A 20,294-nucleotide genomic window follows, 5' to 3' on the forward strand; every position below is an offset into this window, starting at 1 on the left:
AATAGAAAGCATTAACCATAGTCCCGTAGACAACGAACAGGATCAAAGGAACCTGTGTTCGATGGCTACTGAAATGACCCGCCGGCCTGCCGGCGCCAATGAAGGCAAGATTATTGCCTTTCCCGCTGGAACCGGAACTGCCAACATTGAGCGCTGCGCGCGCGAACTCGGCCGGCGGCATGGCGCAGATGCGATAGAATTCTGGAAGGCCGAATGCCGCAGGCTTGCCGATCAGCTTCTGGCGGCCGGTATGCCGGAGAGCGAAGTCGGTCAGCGGGTGCTGCAGTTTCAGCAAGATGTCCAGAGCGAACTCGTCTTCAGCCATCAAAACGGACCACTGCCCAAGTCTCAAAACCGATAGTGGCGATCTTCGGGGAGGTCTGCCGAATCTGAGTGGTCGTCCTATCCCTCTTCGTAAACCGCCTCCGGCGGCAACGCGAGCAGGCGGTCCGCCATCTCCTGCTTTAGCCAGGCGAGACGCTCCTCTTCCTGGGGTGTCCGGTCGGGCTTGCGGCCGAGCATGATGAATTCCTCGCGGACATGGCCGTCGCACAGTTGCAGGGTGACGGTGCGGCCACGATAGCTGAGCTCGAAGACGTAGCGGGCGAGGATATCGCCGCGCTCCGGCCGATCGAGCAAGGGGTCGACGCTATAGCGCCCTTCCGTCAATGCGCGTGTCACCATTTCGAAGGCGTCACGCCCGCCCGGGCCGCGAAAGGCCGTGCGGATCGAGATTTCGCGGCGCTCCGGCGGTCCGTCGGCGCTGAGCAGCGGAAAGGCGCGCTCCATCACCTTGAAGGCATGGGCGACACCACCGGGAAAACCATAGCCGTGATAATGCATGATGTCGGCGAAGGCATAGGCAAGCGGCTTGCCGTCTTCGAGGACTTCGATCTTCGTTTCGTTCATTCCGATTTTCCCTTGTCCAGTTCCTTGCGCATCCAGGGAAGGAAACCATCCAGGAAGCGCGTCGTCGCCGGCATGAAATGCGATCCGTGGTGGAAGCAGGGGTCGAGGCTGGTGATCACCATGCGCCCCGCCGTCGTGACCTCGTCTACATAGAGGATCGGCTTGCCTTCCTCGTTCACTGCCAGAACCTCGACGCCCTCTGGTGGAGCGAACCAGCCATGAAGGTGCCAGGTCAGATCGTCCTGCCTGAGATGTTCGAACAGCGAATGGCCGGGTGCTGCGATCCTGACGCCGAGATCGGCGCCCTCGGTCAGCCACCACCACCAGTTTGTCGGTTGCGGCGTGAAATGGATCGCCGGCAGGAACGCTTCCCATGCCGTCTCGCCGGTCGCAACGATCGTGCCGCCCTGGTCGAGATAGGCGCGCAGCTGCGCCGCATGCGGCGCCATCCGGTCCGCCGGCGTCCGGCAGGGAATGAACAGCACCTGGTGTTCGCTGAGTTCGACCGAGGGCAGCTCCTCCGGGCGCACCAGCCTGTCGAAATGATGCCGGTAACGCGGCGCTTCCAGCGTCTCGATGTGGTAGTAGGCGCCGGGATGGATCGCGAGCACGCTCATCGGTTCAGCTCCCCCGCCAGCCAGGCGACAACACGGCCGGCCAGTTGCTTTTTGATGTCGGGATCGTCTCCGCAGCCCCAGAACTCGTTTCCGGCATGCGACAATATTTCTCCGCCCGCCGGCCGCGCCCAGATCCAGTCGACGGGAACCGCAGCCGGTCCCAACGTATTGATCGCAACGGCGCCTGATGGCATCGGGTTGTGTCCGCGGCCGTAGAAACCGGCGACGCCGCGGTTCGTTTCCAGCATCCTCTGGTCGATGCCGGCAAAAACAGGATGATCGAATTGCCTGACCTGTACGAAGTCGGCTCTTTTCGGCTGCGGCATCGGGATATAGGCGCCGAGTTCCGGCAGGATCGGCCGAAGCATGTGGCCGCTGAAGATCCACCGGCCGCCTCGGTCGAGGAAGGACGCCACCGCCGGCGCGTATCTGAGGAAGCCGACCTGATCGAGATGGGTGGTGGTGATGAGGCCGCTTACGGCGGCGAAATGCGCCTCGGTCAGCTCCATCTCGCGTACGGTGATCAGCTTGCCCTGCGCGGTCGCCTCGGCGAAAGCCGGCGGGCTCATGCCGAAAGGGTCTTGATAATGCGATTGGATCAGAACGATGCTCATGCGGCGCAAATTCCTGCAAAGGCGGGCAGAACCGCCTGATGCCTGTCGCCTGTCGGGCCGATAAGCTCGACCACCCGCATCGGGACACCGTAAAGCCGTTCCAGATGTTCCGGCGTGATCGCCTCCGCGACTGGACCGAACAGCGATTGACCATCCGGCATCATCAGCAGCGCATCGTCGGCGGCGGCAAGCGCATGGTTCGGATCATGCGTCGTGAAGGCGATCGCCTTGTCGCGCGGTTCGCGCAGGCTTTTGAGCAGGTTCAGCAGCCGCTCCTGGTTGCGAAGGTCGAGTGCCGCCGCCGGCTCGTCGAGGACGATCGCCTGCGACCCGGTGGCGATCGCTCGCGCCAGAAGCACGAGTTGCCGTTCGCCGCCGGAAAGCCGGTCGAAGAAATGATCGGCAAAGCGGGCCGCTCCCGCCCGCTCGAGTGCTGAATGGGCAATCTCGAAATCGGAAGGTCCCGGTTGCCCGAACAGGCCGAGATGCGCTGCCCGCCCCATGACGGCGACGTCGATGGCGCGGTAGCGCTGGTTGCTGCTTCCGGTCTGCGGGACGTAGCCGACGATGGCGGGCGCGACGCGGCCGCCTTCGTCCAGCCGCTGAAAGCCGAGCATGGCTTTCAGCGTGGTCGTCTTGCCACGTCCGTTGGGGCCAAGAATGGCGAGCGACCGCCCGACGGGAACAGAGAAACTCAGGCGGTCGAGGATGGTGCGCGGCCCGAACCTGACGACCGCATCCGTCAATCCGATCATGATCCGGTCCTTTCGCGATAGTGATGGCGCAGGAGAGCCGCAAAGATCGGCGCGCCGACAAGGGCGGTGATGACGCCGAGCGGGATTTCCGCGGCCGTCGCCGTGCGGGCGAGGGTGTCGATGCAGACCATGAATCCTGCGCCGAGCACGGCGGCTGCCGGCAGCAGCGCGCGGTGATCATGGCCGACCAGCAGGCGGGCGGCGTGGGGAATGACGATGCCGATCCAGCCGATGATGCCCGAAACCGCGACCTGGCTGCCGACGATGACGGCGATGAGGCAGAAGACCAGCCATCTCTCGCGTATCGTATTGGCGCCGAGGCTGCGGGCTTCGGCTTCGTCGAGCGACAGGATGTTGAGCCGGAAGCGGAGCATCCACAGGAAGCAGCTTCCGAGGATGAGGCCGGGTGCCGCCACCAGCGTGCGTTCCCAGGTGGCTGTCGCAAAGGACCCCATCAGCCAGTAGACGATGGCGGGAAGGGACGTATTGGGATCGGCGATGAACTGCAGCAGCGAGACGACCGCCGAGAACATCGAGCTGATGACCAGCCCCGACAGGATCACGGTGACCGTTTCCGACCGGCCGTTGATGCGCGAGAGCAGCCCCACCAGGATGACGGCCACCATGCCGCAGAGGAACACCATGGCAATCAGCGGAAATCCCCAGATGCCGAGCATGATCGCCAGCGCGCCGCCGAAGGCGGCACCCTGGGAAATGCCCAGTATGTCTGGCGAAACCAGCGGATTTCGAAACACGCCCTGAAGGCCGGCGCCCGAGATCGCAAGCCCGGCGCCGGCAAGTGCAGCAAGCACGACACGCGGCGCACGCACCAGCAGCACGATGCGTTCGTCGATCCCGGCAAGCTCCCGCGAGGGATCGCTGATCCCTTGCCAGATCAGTTCCAGCGCGCGTCCAGCCGGCACGGAGAACCGTCCGACGCAGAGGCTGACGGTGAAGGCGATCACTAGCAGCGCCAGCAGCAACGTGAAGACCAGTGTCTGCCTGGCGAGGTGAATCCGGCGGGCAGCCGGCGCCGTCTCCTCCTGCGTTATCGTCGCCATGACGTCACTTCGCCTCGAACTGCGCGTAGTCGGCGGCAGCGCCCTGTTCCTTCAGCCAAAGGATATTGTCGATATCGCTATCGGCCAGGTCGTAGTTGTAAAGCGTCTTGTAGGCCGTCTTCATTTCCGTCCGCAGGTCGTATTTGAAGATCTGGGGATGGAGCAGGTTGGCCGTCCACATCCAGGACAACGGCGATTCCTGGCTCGGCGGATCCCAGCGATAGCCGCCGAGCGGCATCTTGTAGACCCGCTTGGATTTGGCGGCATTGGTCAGAGACAGGATCGGATCGTTATAGACCCAGTCGACATTCAGCTTTGCCTCGAATGCATTGAGGAAGATGACGTCGGGGTTCCACGCTGCGATCTGTTCCTTGTTCACCGAGACCGTGCCGTTGAGTTCGTCCGAGGCGTTTCTCCCGCCCGCAAGCTCGATGGACCAGGCATTGTAATTGCCCTTGGTGCCGGAGGCGCTGATATCGGAGAGCGCACGGCCGAGGTAGAGAACATTCGGCTTCTTGTCATCGGGGATAGCAGTCGTCTTGGCCTCGATATCCTTCTGGACGCGATCACGCCATTCCACCAGTTCGTCGATCCGCTCCGGCTTGCCGATCGCCTTTGCGGCCATGGTCATATAATCGCGGGTCAGCTCTTCCGTGCCATAGAGGATCAGCATCGTGGTGAGCCCGGCATTGGTGATGGGTGCGACGATATCGGCGCCGCGATCGCCCCATTGGATGACGAGATCGGGATTGGCGGCGGTGAGCGCCTCGACATTAGGCACGAAATTCGGCGCCGTCACATCAGACGGAATATCCTTCGCCTCGGGGAAGATCTTTCCGAGAATCCCTTCGACCACGGCGCTCTTTGCCGTCGGGTTCATCCCAATGAGCTTCCGGGTGCTGCCATCCAGCGCGATGACGGTGGAGGCCATTGGGATGACGATCGAGACGACACGTTCGGCAGCCTTTGCCAGCCGCACCTCGTGGTTCCCCTGATCCTTGAAGACGATCTCTTCGGCAAAAGCTGCAGGTGCCAACAGCGCGGCGGCAAGTGCAGCCGCCATGCGGCGGCGCGAAGCAGTTGTGATGAAAAGCGAAAGCGGAACCATGGTGTCTCCCCGTATGACGATGAGCGCCATTCCTATTCCGCGTATTTATTCTTGTCTACAAATCTCCACTTTAATTAGCGATATGACTACCGCATCAGCCCAGCGGACCGGAGGGCATCTTCAATGACCTTCTGAATGCCGCCCCGGTCGCTGCCCGCGCCGAATGGGCCTGCGGCGTTTTCCGGTTGCGCAGCCGAGGGTTTTGCGTCGCGCCGTTTTTCAAATGAGGGGACCAGACCCCAGGACCTGGCAGTTTCGACGGTCGATGAAATTCCGACATCAAGCATGAAGGGGCCGCTTGCTCCGTATCCGGTGTCGACATCGAGCGGCGTGCCGTGATCCATCCCGGCAATCGTATAGAGCTCGATTACATCGACACCGTGAGCATCGGTCCAGACCTTTCGCTGGTGTCGTCCGATATCTGCGACGCGCCCCGGCGATGCGTCGACGCCGTGGATATTTCTCCATTGCTCCACGATCGCATTTGCATTGGATGGCACGACGGTTCTGTCTGCGCTCCCCTGCCAGAGCGATAATGTCGGCCATGGGCCTTTGTGCCCTGAAGCGTTTCTCAATCGCAGTTCAAGCTCCTTGGCAGTTGGGCTGCCGTGACCGCGCATTCGGTCGAATGCCTCGGGAATGGTCCCGGCACTTGCATATGGCAGGCCCGCGATGATCGCGCCGCCCGCAAAAATCTCGGGATAGGTGGCGAGCATGGCTGCGGCCATGGCGCCGCCGGCCGAAAGCCCGGTCACGAACACGCGCCTGCCGTCGATACCGTGTTCCGCAACGACCTTTGCGATCATCTGGCGAATGGAAAATACCTCGCCGTGATCGCGGCTTATGTCCTCCGGGTTAAACCAATTGAAGCAGAGGTTTGGATTGTTTGCCCGTCGTTGCTCGGGAAACAGCAGCGCGAAGCCGTAGTCCTCGGCCAATCGCGACCAACCGGACCCGATATCGTACCCGGCGGCAGTCTGGGTGCAGCCGTGCAGGACGACGACCAGGGCCAGGTTTTTCCCGCGCTTCGACGGCAAATAGGTGTAGCCCCCCAAGGCGCCGGGGTTTGAGCCAAACGCATCCAAGGCGACCAGGTCGGGGTTGTTCTGCGTGGGTTGGGCGCGAAGGGTTCCTCGCAGCGCAGCAAGGCGTGCGAGCGTGTCTGACATAGATCTCATGAAAGTCTCCGCCAATCAGCAGCCGGGATGGCGGTGATGCTGAACTAAACGCGTCAATCTACGAAAAGGTTGCTGCGGTGCACAATGTTTTTCGTGCCATCGAGCTTCTCAATACACTCTGCCCGTGTGCTCATTTCAGCAGTCAGCGGGCCATGAACATTTTGATCCTGAATGTAGGCGAAAGATCCCAAGACCTGCGGAAAAGCTGCGAACGTCTTCGCCATGACTTCTGATTACAAATCAGCCGGAACAGGGTGCCTGACCGGCGCCCTTGATCGATCTCCACTGGGAACGGGACGGTCGACGCCACGTCGCTCGCGCCGCCACTGCCCCGGCGCCACGCCGGTCGCAGCTTTAAAAGCGCGGCTGAGGGCGATGTCGGTGCCATAGCCGGTCTGCGCGGCCGCCGCTGAGATTGAGTGGCCGGCGGCGAGAATGAGTTTCGCACGATAAATGCGCCAAGTCGTGATGTAGGTCAGCGGCGGCACTCCGACGACCGACTTGAACAGCACTGCAAAGGTGGAGCGCGACATCCCCACATCGCGGGCGAGCTGCTCCAGCGTCCACGGGTGCGCCAGATCGGCATGAATCCGGTGCAGCGTTTGCGCCAACTGGCGATGGGTCAGTCCGGCGAGCCAGCCCTCGGGCATATTCCCCTCCGAACTGGCCCAGCTTCGGATCGCTTGGATGAACAGCACGTCGAGCAGCCTGCCGACGACATAGGAGCCGCCAAGCGACGCCTGCGCCTCCTCTTTTCCGATCTGTTCGAGGATCGAGACCATCCGCCCTGCGTCGGACTTCGCCATGGCGACATGAACAACATCGGGCAACAGCGCCGACAAGGGCTCGCCCGCAGCGTGGTCGAACGTAAACAGGGTCGAGAAGAACTCGCACGCTTCGCCGTCTCCACCGAAGGACACCGTCTCGCCCGTCACATGGTCGGCAATCTGCCAGCAGGGCACTGCGACCCGGTCCGGAGCGTCGCCCAATATGCCCATGACCCCCTGCTTGATGATGAGGCAGTCGCCTTCCTCGACAATGACCGGGGGGTGGCCGACTTGGGTGAACCAGCCCCGGCCCTTAGCGATGACGATCAGCCGCGCCTGACCGCCGCTATCGAACGACATCGCCCATGGTGCATGAGCACGCATGCGGACGAAGAGCGAGCTTTGGAGCTGCATGGCGCTGAGGACGGAATCGAAGGGGTCCATGGGAATCTCGGACGATAGGTTATAAAATGCATACTCCACGTAATAGATGATCCCGTCAATCTCCACCATATCACTTACACAATCTGGAGGTTGCGCATGAAGATCTATCGTTTGCAGAAAATCGGCTCCGTCAACGGCCTGGAGTTACGCGAAGAGCCCACGCCAAGTCCCGGTCCGGGCGAAGTCCTCGTTAACATCAAGGCGACCTCGCTCAATTTCCGCGACCTCACGATCATCAACGGCTGGTCGCCCTTTCCGCTCGAAGAAGGGCGGGTGCAGCTGTCCGACGCTGCCGGGATCGTCGAGGCGGTCGGCTCGGGGGTCGTCCGTTTCGCGGTTGGCGACCGGGTGGCGAACAATTTCATGCCGGGCTGGCATGCGGGACCATTTCGTGAATTTGTGCCCCAATATGGCACCCAGATTGATGGCTGGATGGCCGAATATCGCACCGTCGACCAGAACGAGCTGGTCGCCATTCCCGATTCGATCAGCTTCGACGATGCCGCGACTCTGCCATGCGCCGCCGTCACCGGGTGGAATGCGGTCGCCGGCGTCGGTCCGCAGCACCGCGTGCTGACGCAGGGAACCGGAGGTGTGTCGTTGTTCGCGCTGCAGTTCGCCAAGGCGCGCGGCGCGGAAGTGATCGCGACGACCTCGTCGAACGAGAAGGCGGAGCGTCTGCGCGCACTCGGCGCCGACCATGTGATCAACTACGCCGAGAATCCCGATTGGGGCGAGCTAGCCAAGGCGCTCACCGGCGGGCGTGGCGTCGACCGCGTGGTCGAGGTTGGCGGCCCCGGCACATTCGCCCAGTCGTTGAAAGCGGTGGCACTTAGCGGCCAGGTGTCGATGGTGGGAGTGCTGTCGCAGGGGGAGATGCCCGGCTACCTCGACATGTTCCTCACCTTCGCGCGGTTCCAGACGATCGCCACCGGCAATCGTCTGGATCTGGAAGACGTGATCGCCGCCGTCGCGCAGAATGGCATCCGCCCGGTGATCGACAGCCGCTTCACGCTCGCCGACGGCAAAGCCGCATTCGAGCATTTCGGCAAACGCAACGTGTTCGGCAAGGTCGTCATCACCAATGAGGGCTGAGAGATCTGCATCCCAGGGCGGTATATATCGCCCAGAAAGCAATCTAACCGCGCAGTTCCGACGCGCTTTATCCCACCTTCTCATCACATGGAGCATACGAAATGGCAAAACTGACTGACAAGGTCGCCGTGATCACCGGCGGCGGGAGCGGCATCGGCCTGGCGTCAGCCAAGCTCTTCGCCCAGGAAGGCGCAACGGTCGTCATCGTCGGGCGCAATAAGGATGCGCTCGACAAAGCCGCCGCCGAAATCGGCGGCAGCGCGGCGGCGATCGTCGCGGATGTCGCGGACCTGGACGCGCTGGACGCGCTCTATGCGGAGGTCGGCAAGCGTTTCGGCAGGATCGACGTGATCTTTGCCAACGCGGGCGTCAACAATCTCGCGCCGTTCGAGGCGGTAACGGTTGAGGATTTCGACACCCAGTTCAACGCCAATGTTCGCGGTCTCTTCTTCACCGTGCAGAAGGCGCTGCCGCTGCTCAGCGATGGGGCATCGGTGATTCTCAACGCCTCTGTGGCGCATGGCAAGGGTACCCCGATGCACTCGGTCTATGCGGCGACCAAGGCGGCCGTACGGTCCTTTGCACGCAGTTGGACGACCGACCTCAAACATCGGAAGATTCGCGTCAACTCGCTCAGCCCCGGGCTGGTCGAGACTCCCATCTTCGGCAAGCTGGGCGTCCCGGCCGAGGCCATCAAGGAAGGGCTACCCGCGATGCTTGCCCAGATGCCGATGGGCCGGGTCGGCAGGCCGGAAGAGGCGGCCACCGTCGCGCTGTTCCTGGCAAGCGCAGACAGTTCGTTCGTGACCGGCATCGACCTTCCCGTCGATGGTGGAATGGGACAGGTATAAGCTCTAGGCGGCTGGAAAAGGTGAGAACAGGGTGCGTTGTCGGCGATTCCGCCGTTAAGCCTCCTGGCCTGCTGCAAGGTTTCCTAGGACCGGAGCCCACACGGCTGCAACACAATCAGCGTGAGATAAAACCCGCGTTTCCGCGGGTTTTATGATTACAACGGGCATTCCCGGGCGCGGACGGCGGCGACGAGTCAGTCAATTCAATTTGACCGATGGCTCCCGGCCCCAGACACGCAGTTTGCCAAGCGCCTTGATAAAAGCCGTGACATCCTTCGCCGCTCCGAGCGCAATCACGCCCTCATCCAGTGAATCGGCAATTCCGGCCTTCTGCATGAGCGGTAGCGCTGTTTCCACATAGCCGATGAACTTGCAGTGCACGAAGGCATCTGCCACGAAATCGCGGGCCGTAGCCTCCTTCAGCAGATCGCCGGTTCCCTCGGCTGAGGGGAGGAGGGCGACGGCGTCGTAAAGCACCGAAGGTCCGCCGTCGATCATCTGATGCGCCTCGATCCAGTTGCCGTCCGAGAGCGTCACGCCGCCGATCTTTGGCGCGATCACTTCGAATGTTGCCTTCTGCTCGGTGATCTCGGCAAGCAGCGCCTTGAAGACCGCGGCATCGGTGCCATCGCTGACAAGAATGCCGAGCTTGCGTCCTTCGAACCGTTTCGGACCGCGCTCGACGATGCTGAGCGCCGGCGACGGCTCGAGATCCTGCCGCGTCGGCATGGCCGCATCGGCAGGCTTCGGCATCGATTTGAAGCCGAGTGCGTGGCCGACCTTGCTGGCCAACGTCTCGTCGATGTTCAAGAGATGCGAGACCATACGCTCGCGAATGACCGGTGTTTCGACCTTGCTCAGTTCGAAGATCAGCGCTGCGGCGATATGGCGTTGCTCCGGCGGCGTCTGGCTGATGTAGAATTGCCGGGCTTGGCTGTAGTGATCGGCAAAGCTTTCCGGGCGCAGCCGAACCTTGGGACCCTGCTCCTCGGCCGGGAAGTGCCGATAGCCCTGAACCGGCGATTCCCGCGGGCCCTGATTCCAGGAATTCGGCTGGTAATTGACGCGCCCGACGGGATTGCGCATCGCCATATGGCCATCCTGCTGAAAATTGTGGAAGGGACACTTCGGCGCGTTGATCGGCAAATGTGTGAAATTCGGACCGCCCAGACGTTTCAGCTGCGTGTCGAGATAGGAGAAATTCCGTCCCTGCAGAAGGGGATCGTTGCTGAAGTCGATGCCGGGGGGAACGTTCTGCGTCATGAATGCGACCTGCTCGGTCTCAGCAAAAAAGTTGTCGGGCATTCGGTCGAGCACGAGACGGCCGATCGGTTTGACCGGAAGGATCTCCTCGGGGATGATCTTCGTCGGATCGAGGATGTCGAAGTCGAACGTGTCGGCGAAGTCCTGGTCGAAAAGCTGCACGCAGAGTTCCCATTCGGGAAAGTTTCCCGACTGGATCGCCTGCCAAAGGTCGCGGCGGTGGAAATCCGGATCCGCACCATTGATCTTGACTGCCTCGTTCCAGGCGACGGACTGCAGCCCGAGCTTCGGTTTCCAGTGGAATTTGACGAAGGTCGATTCATCCGCTGCATTGACGAAGCGGAAGGTATGAACGCCGAAACCCTCCATGAAGCGGAACGATCGCGGAATGGCGCGGTCCGACATCACCCACATGATCATGTGCATGCTTTCGGGCGTCAGCGTAATGAAGTCCCAGAAATTGTCATGCGCCGACTGCGCCTGCGGGAATTCCTTGTCGGGCTCCGGCTTTACGGAATGGATGATGTCGGGAAATTTGATCGCGTCCTGAATGAAGAAAACCGGGATATTATTACCGACCAGGTCCCAATTCCCCTGCTGGGTGTAGATCTTCACGGCGAAACCGCGCACGTCGCGCGCCAGATCGAAGGAACCCTTGCTGCCGGCAACGGTCGAAAACCGGACGAAGGCTGGCGTCTTTTCGCCGGGCCGCTGGAAAAGATCGGCCCGGGTATAGGCGGCCAGGGATTCATATGTTTCGAAGTAGCCATGCGCGCCGTAACCGCGCGCATGCACGACCCGCTCGGGAATGCGCTCGTGGTCGAAATGAAAGATTTTCTCACGGAAGTGGAAGTCATCGATGAGAGCGGGGCCGCGGGCGCCGAGACGAAGCGTGTTCTGATCGTCGGAAACGGGGCCACCTTGCGCTGTGGTCAGCACCGGCATGCCGTCTTCGGCAAACTGATGAAGCTCGCCGCCTGCACCCCGGTGCAGTTTCTGATCATGGATCGTTGCCGTGTCCGAGGGCGAGGTTTGGGAGGTTTTCTTGGCCATCTATGTTCTCCGGAAAGGGTTTTACCTAACCGAAGCTCGCCAACGGCCACATGTTCCGCCCGATGCGAAATAAACCGCCACTGAGAAAAAGGCCTGGGGGCGGACGATGATCCAACCACAGCAGAGCCGGGGATGGCTCCACATAAATGGGGCGCGGGGCCTTTCGACCCCGCGCCCCGGTTTCCGTTGATCCTGAGCCTCGGGCCTTAGATCCGGGGCGTGACGAGGAGGTCTTCCTCTTCGTCGCGTTGCGACCCGCCAAACGCTGCTGCGGCGGCAGCGATGAAAGCCCCGATCAGAAGTGACAACGCGCCGAGCAATGCCGTGGTGGAGGCAGCCTTGCGTGCCTCATCGGCGGCTTTCTGGGCGGCGACCTTGGCGTCGTCGATGCGCTTCAGCACAGTGTCGACGCGGGTGCGCGCATCGGCCTCGGAAAGACCGGTGCGAGCAGAGACGATGGTGGCAAGATAGGCCTTGTCGTCATCCGGGATCTGGCCCGCGGCCGCACCGTTGAGGAGGATGCGGGAGACTTCTGCTGTTGCTGCGGTATCATCGGATGTTGCTCCAGCACGGGCCTGTTCAGGACGCAGCAAAGCGTCGGTAAAATAGGCGGTGGGCAGATCCGCGGTCGATGCCGCCGAGGACGCCGCCGTACCTGCGGCGGTGGCCGCCGAACCCACGGCTTGTGCGCTGGCACCGGCAAGCGAGGTCAGCGACGAGGCCAAAAAGCCGGCAACGAAGATCGTCGCCAGCGCCCAGCTGATGAAGCCATGCGCCGTGTCACGGAAGAACACCTCGTCGGTATGGACGGCCGCCCACTTCGTGCGCAGCCGGCCGGTGATATAACCTCCGAGCCCGGAGGAGAGCCATTGCACGACAACCAGCCAGATCGCCGCCGTCACCCCGACCGTGCCGAGCGAACTGCTTTGCCCCGACCAGGGCGACACCATCGTCAACCCAACCCCGGATCCAAGCAGCAAAAGAATGAGGGTCACTCCGATGGCAGCCGCGGCGCCTCCGAAAATGGGCCCCCATGTCATGGCGGATTTGGAAGATTCGACCGGAGTAGCAATCTCTCCGGAACCTGTCATTGAAAGCGACATGATCTGTCCCTATCGCATAAACAGAGCAAGAAGGATGATGATCGGCAGTGGAACACCAAGCAGCCAAAGAAGAATACCGCGACCCATGAAAGACCTCCTGTCAGAAACTGACGTTACGTGGTTGATGCCACTCAACTTTGAACCACGGTCTTTGTTCCCGGCCGGCTTGGTCATCGACGATCTTCATGCGGAGCTGATCGAGATCGATGAGAATTCTTGCGCGCTCGGAGCTAACGCCAGCCGAAGAGCGCGCCTATATCTTGAAGCGAATGTGATCTGCGAGGAGAGAGGAGAGGCTCTCATCACTCGGTCGCGGCGTAAACGGGAGAAGCATCGATGAAGAGATTTCGGGCATTTGTAGCAGCCGGAGCAATCAGTCTTGCCGCCATGACCTCGGCATGCTCGACGCCGCCGAATTCATATGGCTCGGCATCGGGATATCAGCCGGGAGATTCGATGAACCCGGCCTGCGCCGATGGCTTCCGACCCGGTGACGGCCGTTCGTGCAGCTATTAGAGGTGGTCGCCTTGCCCGTACAATGAACGGGATCGTCCGGAGCGTCAGGCGGGCGGTCATTTCCGTTTGATGACAGCCCCGACGGCGGCGCCGATCGCGGCGTCATCGAACAGCGTCGGCCCGACTGCGGCGCCTATTCCGATTCCTATCGCCATACCCAAAGCCATGGCCGTGATTTATCCCGGTGCTGTGGCGATAGTATGTGTTTCGCTGCGCCCGGCGGAGCGTCGGCGGTCCTATTGACTGCCGATCCACTTCATTACGGTTTTTTCCGGAGGTCACCTGGTAAAGCATCAATGAGTTGATGCACTTTTCCGGTGGCGAATACGATGTCCTCGCGCGGCAGATGGACTGTTATCTCAATCTCTTCCCACCTGCCGCCATGGTCTTTTGCGAACCTGACGGCGGCTTCCAAAGAGGTGAATTGCACGACCGGTGCGTTGGCGGTCCAAAACTGCACGCTGCAGTCCGCCGCACTGTAATCTAAAAATGCTTTTTCGGGATCTAGCGCCATGGCGTTTGCTTTACACCGCCGGCGGTTGGTTGGCCAGCGGTTGCCTACCCATCGTAAATGCACATGACTAGGCCGCCGGCTTGACGGCGATGTGCGCGCGGATGGCGACCCGGGCAGGGATGGTCTTGGATAAAAAGAAAGGGTCGGGCGAATGCTCGCGCCGACCCTTCTTTGATTGCATCAGCAGGGTGCCAGTACATCCGTGGTCACCAGCAAAAGCCATCTGATAGATTGAATTTATGCGCCTTGTGAATTTTCGCAAGGATTAGGAAGTGCTGATTTAGGGCTAGGTGAGGGAGGCGCAATAACCAGGGTACGACGAGAAGCACGACACGCGCTTTGAGGGCGCTAGTTGCCTGGCTGATCGGTCAGTCGATCGAAAGACAGTGCGATTGCATGGACCGGCCCAACGCTCTTAACCTTGGCGACAGACAATCCTACAGTGCGATCCGCTGCCAGTAGCGGATTTAAGATTCAGGAGAAATTAATAAGAAAAATTTGTTGAGCCCCATTTCGAAAAATCAAATCTCAAAACCGGGGAGGGAAAGTGGGGAAGAAAACGCCTGCTTTCGGATTATCAACGAAACAGGCGATTACTTGAAAAAATGGCTCCCCGGGCCGGATTCGAACCGGCGACCTGTCGATTAACAGTCGAATGCTCTACCGCTGAGCTACCAGGGATCACTGCTTGGCGCGGTGTGAGTGGGCTAATACAAACGCTTTCCCGATTTGCCAAGCGGTTTTTTCAAAAAAATGAAATGAACTTGTATTTGGGGTGCCTGCGCCCATCTCTGGGGAATGACAAACGTGAATGATCGTCAGGAGACGAGAGGCGGGGAGAAGCGCAAGGCACGGGCAGTGCGCTTCGGCATCGATCATGCAAGCGGCAGGCTTGTGCTCGGCTCTTTCAGCATCGGCATGCCGCGCTCGCGCATCGCGCGGATGGCACTCGGCATGGCCCTCATCTTCTGCGGCGTGTTGGGTTTCCTGCCCATCCTCGGCTTCTGGATGCTGCCGCTCGGTTTCCTCGTGCTCTCGCACGATCTGCCGTTCGCGCGCCGGCTTCGGCGGCGGCTGGCTGTCTGGTGGCACAGACGGCGAAAACCGGCTGGCTGATCGGCAGGAGGGCGTGGACCTGTGGATCGCTTTTCGCATTCGTGGTTTATGGAATGTAAAACGCAAAATTGCGTCACAATGGTCCAGGTGAGGAAATGAAGGTATCTTTTGTTGTCGTCCTGTCGGCAGCGGCGCTTCTCTCAGGTGTTTCCGCCGAGGCCCAAGTAGACAGCGGCGGTTTCGACGCTCGCGGCATCTGTCGCCGTCCCGAAGGTTGCGTGGTCGACCACGGTCAAGGCGGCAGCTACAACGGGCCTCGCAACTATCGCAATTTCAACGGCCGGAATGAGCGCGATGGGAGGAACGACCGCGAGCGGGACAATCGGCGCTACCGTTCTCAGAACAGGAGCGACAATTTCGACGCCGGAACCAGCCGCCTTGTCGCAGGCCCCGAGATTGGGCTGCAAATTCGCGTCTAGTTGGATCTGAGTTCGCTTTCCTCGAAAGTTCCGCCGTGGTCCGGATCGAGGCCGGTCGTCATCAGCAGGCTGCAGGCGGCAAGGAGAAGGACGAGCTTCACTGCGTAGGACGCCACGGAGGCTGGTTGTCGAGAGCCCGGTGATACGCGAGACGGCGCTACATAGTACTGGTAATAGAAGTATGGATCGTCCGTTTCCAGCAGGTTCTGGTGGACGTGCGGCGGAATATCGGCATGTTTCACCGGTGGAGAACCAGGGAATTTTACATGCAGATCCCGGGTTTCGGCGTCGTATGCTGCACGCACGCGCTTCGATTTGAGGGCAGCCCAATCCATCTCAAGCTCCTATACCCTCCCGAGGGTAATTGAGTCCCGGACGACGATCGAAGTCAAGTCAAGAATTTGTTTCAAATGCCATCATTGGCAGGAAATGGGGCATCGTCACGGCCGCGGAAATTCCAGCCCGCGCCCGCTCCGTTTCGGGATGGAAAAATGGTCGTTTCGACAACCGCGGAATAGCGTTTTTCCGAAATGCCCTCTTGCGATTTCCTTACGATCATTCTAAACGCTCGCCACGGCTCAGATAACGAGCGCGTGAGGCCTCGTGGCGGAGTGGTGACGCAGAGGACTGCAAATCCTTGTACCCCGGTTCAATTCCGGGCGAGGCCTCCAACATCTTTTCACCACAGCGATAAACTATTGCAAAAGCCTCGATAATTTCCGAGGTGTGGCCGCTTGGACTTGAATCGTTCCGCCACGCCAAAGGCAGGGTGTGGCAATGTGTTCCCGGTTTATCCGTTCGCCACGGCGCTTTCGTCGGTCAGCGCAAGCAGTTTGGTACTTACGCCATCCCAGTTGATTCCCGCGACAAGTCTGTCGTGCCAGGCGCGCGCGATCGGCATTTTCGTATAAATTTTTGAGGTCTTTCCATCGCCCCAGCCGAGCATCGCCTCGAGCATGCTGCCGGTCGCTTCGTTACAAGCGACCAACAGCATGCTCGAGGTCGCTTCGTTACAAGCGACGTCGGTCGCGAGGCTCTTCCGAACAGAATTGGCGGTGAGATGGTCGAGGCCGGCAAGCGAAGCTTGAACATGTCCCTGCGACGGTGCTGCGGGCCGAGCTGCGAGACATCAGGCACTCGGAAGCCGGTGAATATCAAAATAGCGACACACAGAGTGGCCTTAGAGCGCGATCATGGTGTTCGATGAGCTTGAAGCCAGCTCCTTGGGCGTCGCCGTCGCGTGGCCGCCTGTAAGGACGGCGAAAGGTTCGACGAGGCGGGCTGCGCGGCATGATGGACAGGGTCAAGCGAAAGACGACGGCGGTTCCCTATGACGGCAGGCGGAGGGACGTCGTCTGATTACAGCTGACGCTGATCGCCGAGATCGAATACAGGGCATGGACGGATGACGGCAAGCTCCGCCAGTTCAAGGGGCTTCGCGAGCTGCAGGACAATGCGGCGATTTATGAGATCGACTAGCGTTCAACGCGGGTGACGAATGCCAGAAGACGCGATAGGATGCTAAGCTTGTACGGGATTCCTATTGTTTCTTCGCCGAGCTTTGTGAGCCGCCAACCCGTGACGTAACTCCACCCGCCACCAGGACTATGAATGGTGATGAGGCCAAGATCGCATGCGCGATTTACAACAGTTTTGTCGTAGTCTTCCCATTCCCCGTCAGTCATGAGACAGCAGAGATCGACTTCCTTCGCAGTCATATACAGAAGCTGAATAACATCCTCGTCCAGTGACGCTATGGCAGCCGCAGAGGACATGCCTGCGTGATTAATTATGTTCATTAATTCTCCCCCACCCAAGTAATTAGCTACAGCCCACGCGAGTAATTTGCGCAAGCACTATTTCTGGACTTTTGTGACATTGGTTACCAAGTGCGCGGTTGTTCAACAGGTGTTTGAGTTTCAGAGATGATGTGCATCGGTGGGGACGATGCTGCCTTCGGAACCGGCATCTCTGCGAGCTTTGCATTCACTTGAGGTGTGGTAGGGTGTGGCAGCCGCCGTTGATTTCCAATGAGAAATATTTTGGCGGAGGTGTGGCGATAATCTCGGTGACCATTTGACTCCGCCCGCTTGCGTCGTTCCCGGGCGAGGCCTCGAACATCTTCCACATGACATAATCTATGTGAAACGCTGCTGGCTCAGCGGTGCGGCATTGGCGTTTGCGATGCTACCAGACCCGCTGGCCGGGCGAAAAATCGAACTGTAACGGATTAATCCCCGTGAGGCGGTAGAGCGCCTTCAGGCCGCCTTTCCGGATTTGCGCCTGATATTGCAGATCGCTCAATTCGGGGCCGTTATCGATTTCGGGGCCGGCGCCGAGAAGCCGCCGCATGCCTTGCGGCGAAATGCGGGTGAAGCTGCGAATGTCGCCGCTGCTGTATTTGATCAGCAGCAGGCGGGCATCGGCATTGTAGTGAAGCGCTTCTATGCCGCGCGATTGGATCATGAAGGTTTGCATGCACACACCCATAGCGCAAGGCGAGGGCGCCGCAACAAAATGGTTGACGTAACGTTAATGCGCGTGCGGCTGTCGGGGCTGGATTTCAAGGGAAACGAGCGCGTGCCGGACCAGCGCCGGGCATGATTGCCGCAGACGCCATGCAGGGGTATCGAGCGCGTTTCGTCGCCCTATCGCTTCCACGTCGTTTCGCCGTCCAGCAGCCCGCAGCAGAATATGGCGATGAGCGCTGCGACGATGAAGAAATCGAACAGCGTGAAATACTCGAAAATCGCAGACATGGCCTGCTCCTCCTATTTCCTCCGGTGGAAATCATAACATGAAGGGGCAAAAGATTCCACGCTGGAGTTGCAGCGTCCATCCTGCCCCTGTGGCGCGGAAGAGGCGCCGTCCGGATTCTTTTCGCCGGCGCCTGCCAAGCCTTGAAAGCATCCGTGGCGGGGATTAAGAGACGAGGGACAGGAACCGCTTTTCAAGAGCGAGAGGACATGATGGATTTCGAAGCAGCGCGCGTAAAGATGGTCGATACCCAGGTTCGCACGACGGACGTTACCTCGCATTCCGTGCTGACGGCGTTTCTCACGGTGCCGCGTGAGGCTTTCGTGCCGGAGAAGGCGAAGCTGCTGGCTTATATCGACAACGACGTCGAGATCTCCGCAGCTGCATCGGGAAAGCCGGCCCGCTTCCTGATGGAAGCGTCGCCGCTTGCCAAGCTGTTGCAACTGGCCGCGATCACCAAGGACGACTTCGTGCTCGAGGTTGGATGCGGCACGGGTTACACTTCGGCGCTGTTGTCGATCGTTGCCGGCTCCGTCATCGCGCTCGAATGCGACGAGACGCTGGCCACTGAAGCGAAGTTGCAGCTTACCGGCTACGCCAAGGTCGAGGTCGTGACCGGCCCGCTCGAACAGGGCTACGCTGCCGGCGCTCCCTATGATCTGATCTTCATCAACGGCGCGGTCGAAGAGGTTCCGGCCGCTCTTCTCGGTCAATTGCGCGATGGTGGCCGTCTGATCACCGTCGAAGGTTACGGCAATGCCGCTCGCGCCAAGGTCTTCGTCGCCGAGCGCGGCGCCATTTCGGAAAACGTCTTCTTCAATGCCTCGGTCAAGCCGCTGCCGGGCTTCGCCAAGGCGCGCGAATTCGTTTTCTGACATCGTTCTTGTCTACGACGTTCAGCGACGGGCGCCATGGGCGCCCGTTTTTTTTGTCAGCGCCGCTGGAAAGCCTTCACAAACATCGCCTATCCTGACGCCGCCACGGCCGATCGGACGGATGTTATGCGCTTCAAATTCTGTTTCATGGGATGTCGCCGCCGCAAAATCGCGATAGGCTTTGCGGGTGGCAAACATCAGGTAACAAAACTGTGCATGGCCGCATTCATTTTGATTCGCGATGATTTTTTTCACGCCTGGGGTATTCTAAGGTCGTGGTGATTCGGATGAATGCTCCACACCATCCGGTCGTTGTTTTGGGATAACGGGGATAGAAATGGCTCAGCCAAGTGTAGCGCGTGAACCGTCCATGGAAGAAATTCTGGCCTCCATCCGCCAGATCATCGAAAGCAATGAGCCCGGCGCCGGCAAGGCGATTTCCGCGTCCCTCCCGCCGGTCTACGGCGCCGACGAGGATGACAACGGCTCCGAAATTCATCTGACGGTCGACGACACCTATGCCGGCGTGGAATTCCCCGAACCGGTCATGCGCTCCTCCGATCCGCGTTTCGTCGCCGCCAATTCGGCCGGCACCGCCCCCGAAGCAGAAGTTCCGGCCCGTGCGATGTCGCTGGCCGATGTCGCCGCCCGCGTGCGCGCCGCCTCCGAGCGCAGCGCCGTGCAGGCCGGTCAAGCTTTGCGCGAAATTCCGAGCGGCTTCCGTCAGCCCGAACCGCAGCCTTCCGTGATGCCGGAACCGCCGCGCGCCGCGGCACCGCAACCGCAGCCGGCACAGCCTGTTTTCTCGGATGCCGCAGCGCCCGTTCAGCATGTTGCGATCCAGCAGCCGGCCGAGCCGGTGTTTACGGAAACGCAGAGGGTCGCCGTCGCAGAGCCTGCGCCTGCCGTCGAAACAGCGCTGCCGGCCACGGAACCCGCTCAGTCTTCGACCGACCGTTTCCTCCCAAGCGTCATGGACGAGGTCCAGCCGACGCTGCTTTCGGAGGATGCCGGCCTGCAGATCAGCCGCTCCTTTGAGGAGCTCGCCGCCGCGATCGACGGTGCCGAGCGCCGCTCGCTGGATGAGATCGCAGAGGACATGCTTCGCCCGATGCTGCGCGAATGGCTTGATGATAATCTGCCGACACTGGTCGAGCGGTTGGTGCGCGAAGAAATTGAGCGCGTGGCGCGCGGCCCGCGCCGCTGATCGGATTGCTTTTTTCTGAAAAGCCGCTCCGTCTCCGGGGCGGCTTTTTTATTGACTTGGTCGTGACCATCC

The 20,294-nt window shown here is 60.5% G+C and carries 25 protein-coding genes, 2 tRNA genes and 1 pseudogene; 10 read left to right on the forward strand and 18 right to left on the reverse strand.

Features of this window, described 5'->3' with window-relative positions:
* Nucleotides 1–61 precede the first annotated feature (61 nt).
* Nucleotides 62–361, forward strand: a complete 300-nt coding sequence (locus AC244Q_RS08015) for a DUF6074 family protein (RefSeq protein WP_017993743.1) — start codon at nucleotides 62–64, stop codon at nucleotides 359–361.
* A 41-nt stretch (nucleotides 362–402) separates the two neighbouring features.
* Here AC244Q_RS08015 and AC244Q_RS08020 read toward each other — a convergent pair whose 3' ends face one another.
* The 9 genes from AC244Q_RS08020 to AC244Q_RS08060 are packed head-to-tail and all read right to left on the reverse strand — an operon-like array spanning nucleotide 403 to nucleotide 7,522.
* Nucleotides 403–909 (reverse strand): hypothetical protein, encoded by a 507-nt coding sequence (locus AC244Q_RS08020; RefSeq protein ID WP_128405733.1) that lies wholly within the window; start codon nucleotides 907–909, stop codon nucleotides 403–405.
* Nucleotides 906–1,526, reverse strand: a complete 621-nt coding sequence (locus AC244Q_RS08025; RefSeq protein ID WP_003538914.1) for a hypothetical protein — start codon at nucleotides 1,524–1,526, stop codon at nucleotides 906–908. The genes AC244Q_RS08020 and AC244Q_RS08025 overlap by 4 nt, the downstream gene beginning before the upstream one ends.
* Nucleotides 1,523–2,140, reverse strand: coding sequence for a hypothetical protein (locus tag AC244Q_RS08030; RefSeq protein WP_113547029.1), 618 nt, complete (start codon nucleotides 2,138–2,140; stop codon nucleotides 1,523–1,525). Before AC244Q_RS08030 ends, AC244Q_RS08025 begins: the two co-directional genes overlap by 4 nt.
* Entirely contained in the window at nucleotides 2,137–2,895 is a 759-nt protein-coding gene (locus tag AC244Q_RS08035) for an ABC transporter ATP-binding protein (RefSeq protein WP_017993747.1), read from the reverse strand. Before AC244Q_RS08035 ends, AC244Q_RS08030 begins: the two co-directional genes overlap by 4 nt.
* Entirely contained in the window at nucleotides 2,892–3,956 is a 1,065-nt protein-coding gene (locus AC244Q_RS08040; protein ID WP_029873068.1) for a FecCD family ABC transporter permease, read from the reverse strand. The genes AC244Q_RS08035 and AC244Q_RS08040 overlap by 4 nt, the downstream gene beginning before the upstream one ends.
* 4 nt (nucleotides 3,957–3,960) lie before the next feature.
* A complete protein-coding gene (locus AC244Q_RS08045; RefSeq protein ID WP_017993749.1) occupies nucleotides 3,961–5,094 on the reverse strand; it encodes an ABC transporter substrate-binding protein in 1,134 nt (377 codons plus the stop codon).
* A 56-nt stretch (nucleotides 5,095–5,150) separates the two neighbouring features.
* A complete protein-coding gene (locus AC244Q_RS08050) occupies nucleotides 5,151–6,242 on the reverse strand; it encodes an extracellular catalytic domain type 1 short-chain-length polyhydroxyalkanoate depolymerase (protein ID WP_017993750.1) in 1,092 nt (363 codons plus the stop codon).
* A 53-nt stretch (nucleotides 6,243–6,295) separates the two neighbouring features.
* On the reverse strand, nucleotides 6,296–6,466 hold the full coding sequence (locus AC244Q_RS08055; RefSeq protein WP_017993751.1) for a hypothetical protein: 171 nt from the start codon (nucleotides 6,464–6,466) through the stop codon (nucleotides 6,296–6,298).
* A 9-nt stretch (nucleotides 6,467–6,475) separates the two neighbouring features.
* Nucleotides 6,476–7,522, reverse strand: coding sequence for an AraC family transcriptional regulator (locus AC244Q_RS08060; RefSeq protein WP_113547027.1), 1,047 nt, complete (start codon nucleotides 7,520–7,522; stop codon nucleotides 6,476–6,478).
* A gap of 27 nt (nucleotides 7,523–7,549) precedes the next feature.
* Between AC244Q_RS08060 and AC244Q_RS08065 the strand changes: the two genes are divergently transcribed.
* Both AC244Q_RS08065 and AC244Q_RS08070 read left to right on the forward strand, forming a co-directional pair.
* The gene (locus AC244Q_RS08065) at nucleotides 7,550–8,548 is read left to right on the forward strand and encodes a zinc-dependent alcohol dehydrogenase family protein (RefSeq protein ID WP_012757216.1); all 999 of its coding nucleotides are present in this window, start codon (nucleotides 7,550–7,552) and stop codon (nucleotides 8,546–8,548) included.
* A 101-nt stretch (nucleotides 8,549–8,649) separates the two neighbouring features.
* Nucleotides 8,650–9,399 (forward strand): SDR family oxidoreductase, encoded by a 750-nt coding sequence (locus AC244Q_RS08070; protein ID WP_012757217.1) that lies wholly within the window; start codon nucleotides 8,650–8,652, stop codon nucleotides 9,397–9,399.
* A gap of 198 nt (nucleotides 9,400–9,597) precedes the next feature.
* On the opposite strand, the gene katE is transcribed toward AC244Q_RS08070, so the two are convergent.
* Both katE and AC244Q_RS08080 read right to left on the reverse strand, forming a co-directional pair.
* Nucleotides 9,598–11,715 carry a catalase gene (gene katE / locus AC244Q_RS08075; protein WP_113547026.1) on the reverse strand — a complete coding sequence of 706 codons (2,118 nt, stop codon included), beginning with the start codon at nucleotides 11,713–11,715 and terminating at the stop codon, nucleotides 9,598–9,600.
* 206 nt (nucleotides 11,716–11,921) lie between these two features.
* Nucleotides 11,922–12,818 (reverse strand): hypothetical protein, encoded by an 897-nt coding sequence (locus tag AC244Q_RS08080; RefSeq protein WP_113547025.1) that lies wholly within the window; start codon nucleotides 12,816–12,818, stop codon nucleotides 11,922–11,924.
* A gap of 336 nt (nucleotides 12,819–13,154) precedes the next feature.
* On the opposite strand from AC244Q_RS08080, the gene AC244Q_RS08085 reads away from it, so the two are divergent.
* Nucleotides 13,155–13,334 (forward strand): hypothetical protein, encoded by a 180-nt coding sequence (locus tag AC244Q_RS08085; protein WP_017993757.1) that lies wholly within the window; start codon nucleotides 13,155–13,157, stop codon nucleotides 13,332–13,334.
* Between the two features lie 259 nt (nucleotides 13,335–13,593).
* Here the strand turns inward: AC244Q_RS08085 and AC244Q_RS08090 are convergent, their stop codons facing one another.
* The gene (locus AC244Q_RS08090; RefSeq protein WP_113547024.1) at nucleotides 13,594–13,848 is read right to left on the reverse strand and encodes a hypothetical protein; all 255 of its coding nucleotides are present in this window, start codon (nucleotides 13,846–13,848) and stop codon (nucleotides 13,594–13,596) included.
* A 606-nt stretch (nucleotides 13,849–14,454) separates the two neighbouring features.
* Nucleotides 14,455–14,529, reverse strand: a tRNA-Asn gene (locus AC244Q_RS08095).
* Between the two features lie 117 nt (nucleotides 14,530–14,646).
* Between AC244Q_RS08095 and AC244Q_RS08100 the strand changes: the two genes are divergently transcribed.
* Nucleotides 14,647–14,964 carry a hypothetical protein gene (locus AC244Q_RS08100; RefSeq protein WP_113547023.1) on the forward strand — a complete coding sequence of 106 codons (318 nt, stop codon included), beginning with the start codon at nucleotides 14,647–14,649 and terminating at the stop codon, nucleotides 14,962–14,964.
* Between the two features lie 95 nt (nucleotides 14,965–15,059).
* Nucleotides 15,060–15,383 carry a hypothetical protein gene (locus AC244Q_RS08105; protein WP_081250852.1) on the forward strand — a complete coding sequence of 108 codons (324 nt, stop codon included), beginning with the start codon at nucleotides 15,060–15,062 and terminating at the stop codon, nucleotides 15,381–15,383.
* On the opposite strand, the gene AC244Q_RS08110 is transcribed toward AC244Q_RS08105, so the two are convergent.
* Nucleotides 15,380–15,718, reverse strand: a complete 339-nt coding sequence (locus tag AC244Q_RS08110; RefSeq protein WP_113547022.1) for a KTSC domain-containing protein — start codon at nucleotides 15,716–15,718, stop codon at nucleotides 15,380–15,382. The genes AC244Q_RS08105 and AC244Q_RS08110 overlap by 4 nt on opposite strands.
* A 262-nt stretch (nucleotides 15,719–15,980) precedes the next feature.
* Here AC244Q_RS08110 and AC244Q_RS08115 point away from each other — a divergent pair.
* Nucleotides 15,981–16,054 (forward strand) — tRNA-Cys (locus AC244Q_RS08115).
* Nucleotides 16,055–16,173: 119 nt separating this feature from the next.
* Here the strand turns inward: AC244Q_RS08115 and AC244Q_RS08120 are convergent.
* Nucleotides 16,174–16,377, reverse strand: coding sequence for a hypothetical protein (locus AC244Q_RS08120; protein ID WP_113547021.1), 204 nt, complete (start codon nucleotides 16,375–16,377; stop codon nucleotides 16,174–16,176).
* Between the two features lie 287 nt (nucleotides 16,378–16,664).
* Between AC244Q_RS08120 and AC244Q_RS08125 the strand changes: the two are divergent.
* Nucleotides 16,665–16,862: pseudogene (locus AC244Q_RS08125) on the forward strand (non-homologous end-joining DNA ligase); the annotation flags it as partial.
* Here AC244Q_RS08125 and AC244Q_RS08130 read toward each other — a convergent pair.
* Both AC244Q_RS08130 and AC244Q_RS08135 read right to left on the reverse strand, forming a co-directional pair.
* Entirely contained in the window at nucleotides 16,859–17,182 is a 324-nt protein-coding gene (locus AC244Q_RS08130; RefSeq protein WP_113547020.1) for a hypothetical protein, read from the reverse strand. The pseudogene AC244Q_RS08125 and the gene AC244Q_RS08130 sit on opposite strands and share 4 nt — an antisense overlap.
* A 388-nt stretch (nucleotides 17,183–17,570) precedes the next feature.
* A complete protein-coding gene (locus AC244Q_RS08135; protein WP_113547019.1) occupies nucleotides 17,571–17,873 on the reverse strand; it encodes a hypothetical protein in 303 nt (100 codons plus the stop codon).
* Nucleotides 17,874–18,349: 476 nt separating this feature from the next.
* Here AC244Q_RS08135 and AC244Q_RS08140 point away from each other — a divergent pair, with 476 nt between their 5' ends.
* The gene (locus AC244Q_RS08140; protein WP_206641033.1) at nucleotides 18,350–19,015 is read left to right on the forward strand and encodes a protein-L-isoaspartate O-methyltransferase family protein; all 666 of its coding nucleotides are present in this window, start codon (nucleotides 18,350–18,352) and stop codon (nucleotides 19,013–19,015) included.
* Between the two features lie 21 nt (nucleotides 19,016–19,036).
* Here AC244Q_RS08140 and AC244Q_RS08145 read toward each other — a convergent pair whose 3' ends face one another.
* The gene (locus AC244Q_RS08145) at nucleotides 19,037–19,270 is read right to left on the reverse strand and encodes a hypothetical protein (protein ID WP_128405732.1); all 234 of its coding nucleotides are present in this window, start codon (nucleotides 19,268–19,270) and stop codon (nucleotides 19,037–19,039) included.
* Between the two features lie 82 nt (nucleotides 19,271–19,352).
* Here AC244Q_RS08145 and AC244Q_RS08150 point away from each other — a divergent pair, with 82 nt between their 5' ends.
* The gene (locus AC244Q_RS08150) at nucleotides 19,353–20,222 is read left to right on the forward strand and encodes a PopZ family protein (RefSeq protein ID WP_113547018.1); all 870 of its coding nucleotides are present in this window, start codon (nucleotides 19,353–19,355) and stop codon (nucleotides 20,220–20,222) included.
* Nucleotides 20,223–20,294 lie beyond the last annotated feature (72 nt).

It is taken from the genome of Rhizobium sp. CB2179 (assembly GCF_057653455.1).

Bases quoted from the DNA above. Each gene is read 5' to 3' on its own strand.
- AC244Q_RS08015 (WP_017993743.1), top strand. From the start codon at position 62: ATGGCTACTGAAATGACCCGCCGGCCTGCCGGCGCCAATGAAGGCAAG.
- AC244Q_RS08080 (WP_113547025.1), bottom strand. From the start codon at position 12,818: ATGTCGCTTTCAATGACAGGTTCCGGAGAGATTGCTACTCCGGTCGAA.
- AC244Q_RS08055 (WP_017993751.1), bottom strand. From the start codon at position 6,466: ATGGCGAAGACGTTCGCAGCTTTTCCGCAGGTCTTGGGATCTTTCGCC.
- AC244Q_RS08025 (WP_003538914.1), bottom strand. From the start codon at position 1,526: ATGAGCGTGCTCGCGATCCATCCCGGCGCCTACTACCACATCGAGACG.
- AC244Q_RS08045 (WP_017993749.1), bottom strand. From the start codon at position 5,094: ATGGCGCTCATCGTCATACGGGGAGACACCATGGTTCCGCTTTCGCTT.
- AC244Q_RS08050 (WP_017993750.1), bottom strand. From the start codon at position 6,242: ATGAGATCTATGTCAGACACGCTCGCACGCCTTGCTGCGCTGCGAGGA.
- AC244Q_RS08020 (WP_128405733.1), bottom strand. From the start codon at position 909: ATGAACGAAACGAAGATCGAAGTCCTCGAAGACGGCAAGCCGCTTGCC.
- AC244Q_RS08030 (WP_113547029.1), bottom strand. From the start codon at position 2,140: ATGAGCATCGTTCTGATCCAATCGCATTATCAAGACCCTTTCGGCATG.
- AC244Q_RS08065 (WP_012757216.1), top strand. From the start codon at position 7,550: ATGAAGATCTATCGTTTGCAGAAAATCGGCTCCGTCAACGGCCTGGAG.
- AC244Q_RS08085 (WP_017993757.1), top strand. From the start codon at position 13,155: ATGAAGAGATTTCGGGCATTTGTAGCAGCCGGAGCAATCAGTCTTGCC.
- AC244Q_RS08035 (WP_017993747.1), bottom strand. From the start codon at position 2,895: ATGATCGGATTGACGGATGCGGTCGTCAGGTTCGGGCCGCGCACCATC.
- AC244Q_RS08150 (WP_113547018.1), top strand. From the start codon at position 19,353: ATGGCTCAGCCAAGTGTAGCGCGTGAACCGTCCATGGAAGAAATTCTG.
- AC244Q_RS08130 (WP_113547020.1), bottom strand. From the start codon at position 17,182: ATGAACATAATTAATCACGCAGGCATGTCCTCTGCGGCTGCCATAGCG.
- katE (WP_113547026.1), bottom strand. From the start codon at position 11,715: ATGGCCAAGAAAACCTCCCAAACCTCGCCCTCGGACACGGCAACGATC.
- AC244Q_RS08040 (WP_029873068.1), bottom strand. From the start codon at position 3,956: ATGGCGACGATAACGCAGGAGGAGACGGCGCCGGCTGCCCGCCGGATT.
- AC244Q_RS08090 (WP_113547024.1), bottom strand. From the start codon at position 13,848: ATGGCGCTAGATCCCGAAAAAGCATTTTTAGATTACAGTGCGGCGGAC.
- AC244Q_RS08110 (WP_113547022.1), bottom strand. From the start codon at position 15,718: ATGGATTGGGCTGCCCTCAAATCGAAGCGCGTGCGTGCAGCATACGAC.
- AC244Q_RS08060 (WP_113547027.1), bottom strand. From the start codon at position 7,522: ATGGTGGAGATTGACGGGATCATCTATTACGTGGAGTATGCATTTTAT.
- AC244Q_RS08070 (WP_012757217.1), top strand. From the start codon at position 8,650: ATGGCAAAACTGACTGACAAGGTCGCCGTGATCACCGGCGGCGGGAGC.
- AC244Q_RS08105 (WP_081250852.1), top strand. From the start codon at position 15,060: ATGAAGGTATCTTTTGTTGTCGTCCTGTCGGCAGCGGCGCTTCTCTCA.
- AC244Q_RS08135 (WP_113547019.1), bottom strand. From the start codon at position 17,873: ATGGGTGTGTGCATGCAAACCTTCATGATCCAATCGCGCGGCATAGAA.
- AC244Q_RS08140 (WP_206641033.1), top strand. From the start codon at position 18,350: ATGATGGATTTCGAAGCAGCGCGCGTAAAGATGGTCGATACCCAGGTT.
- AC244Q_RS08120 (WP_113547021.1), bottom strand. From the start codon at position 16,377: ATGCTGTTGGTCGCTTGTAACGAAGCGACCGGCAGCATGCTCGAGGCG.
- AC244Q_RS08100 (WP_113547023.1), top strand. From the start codon at position 14,647: ATGACAAACGTGAATGATCGTCAGGAGACGAGAGGCGGGGAGAAGCGC.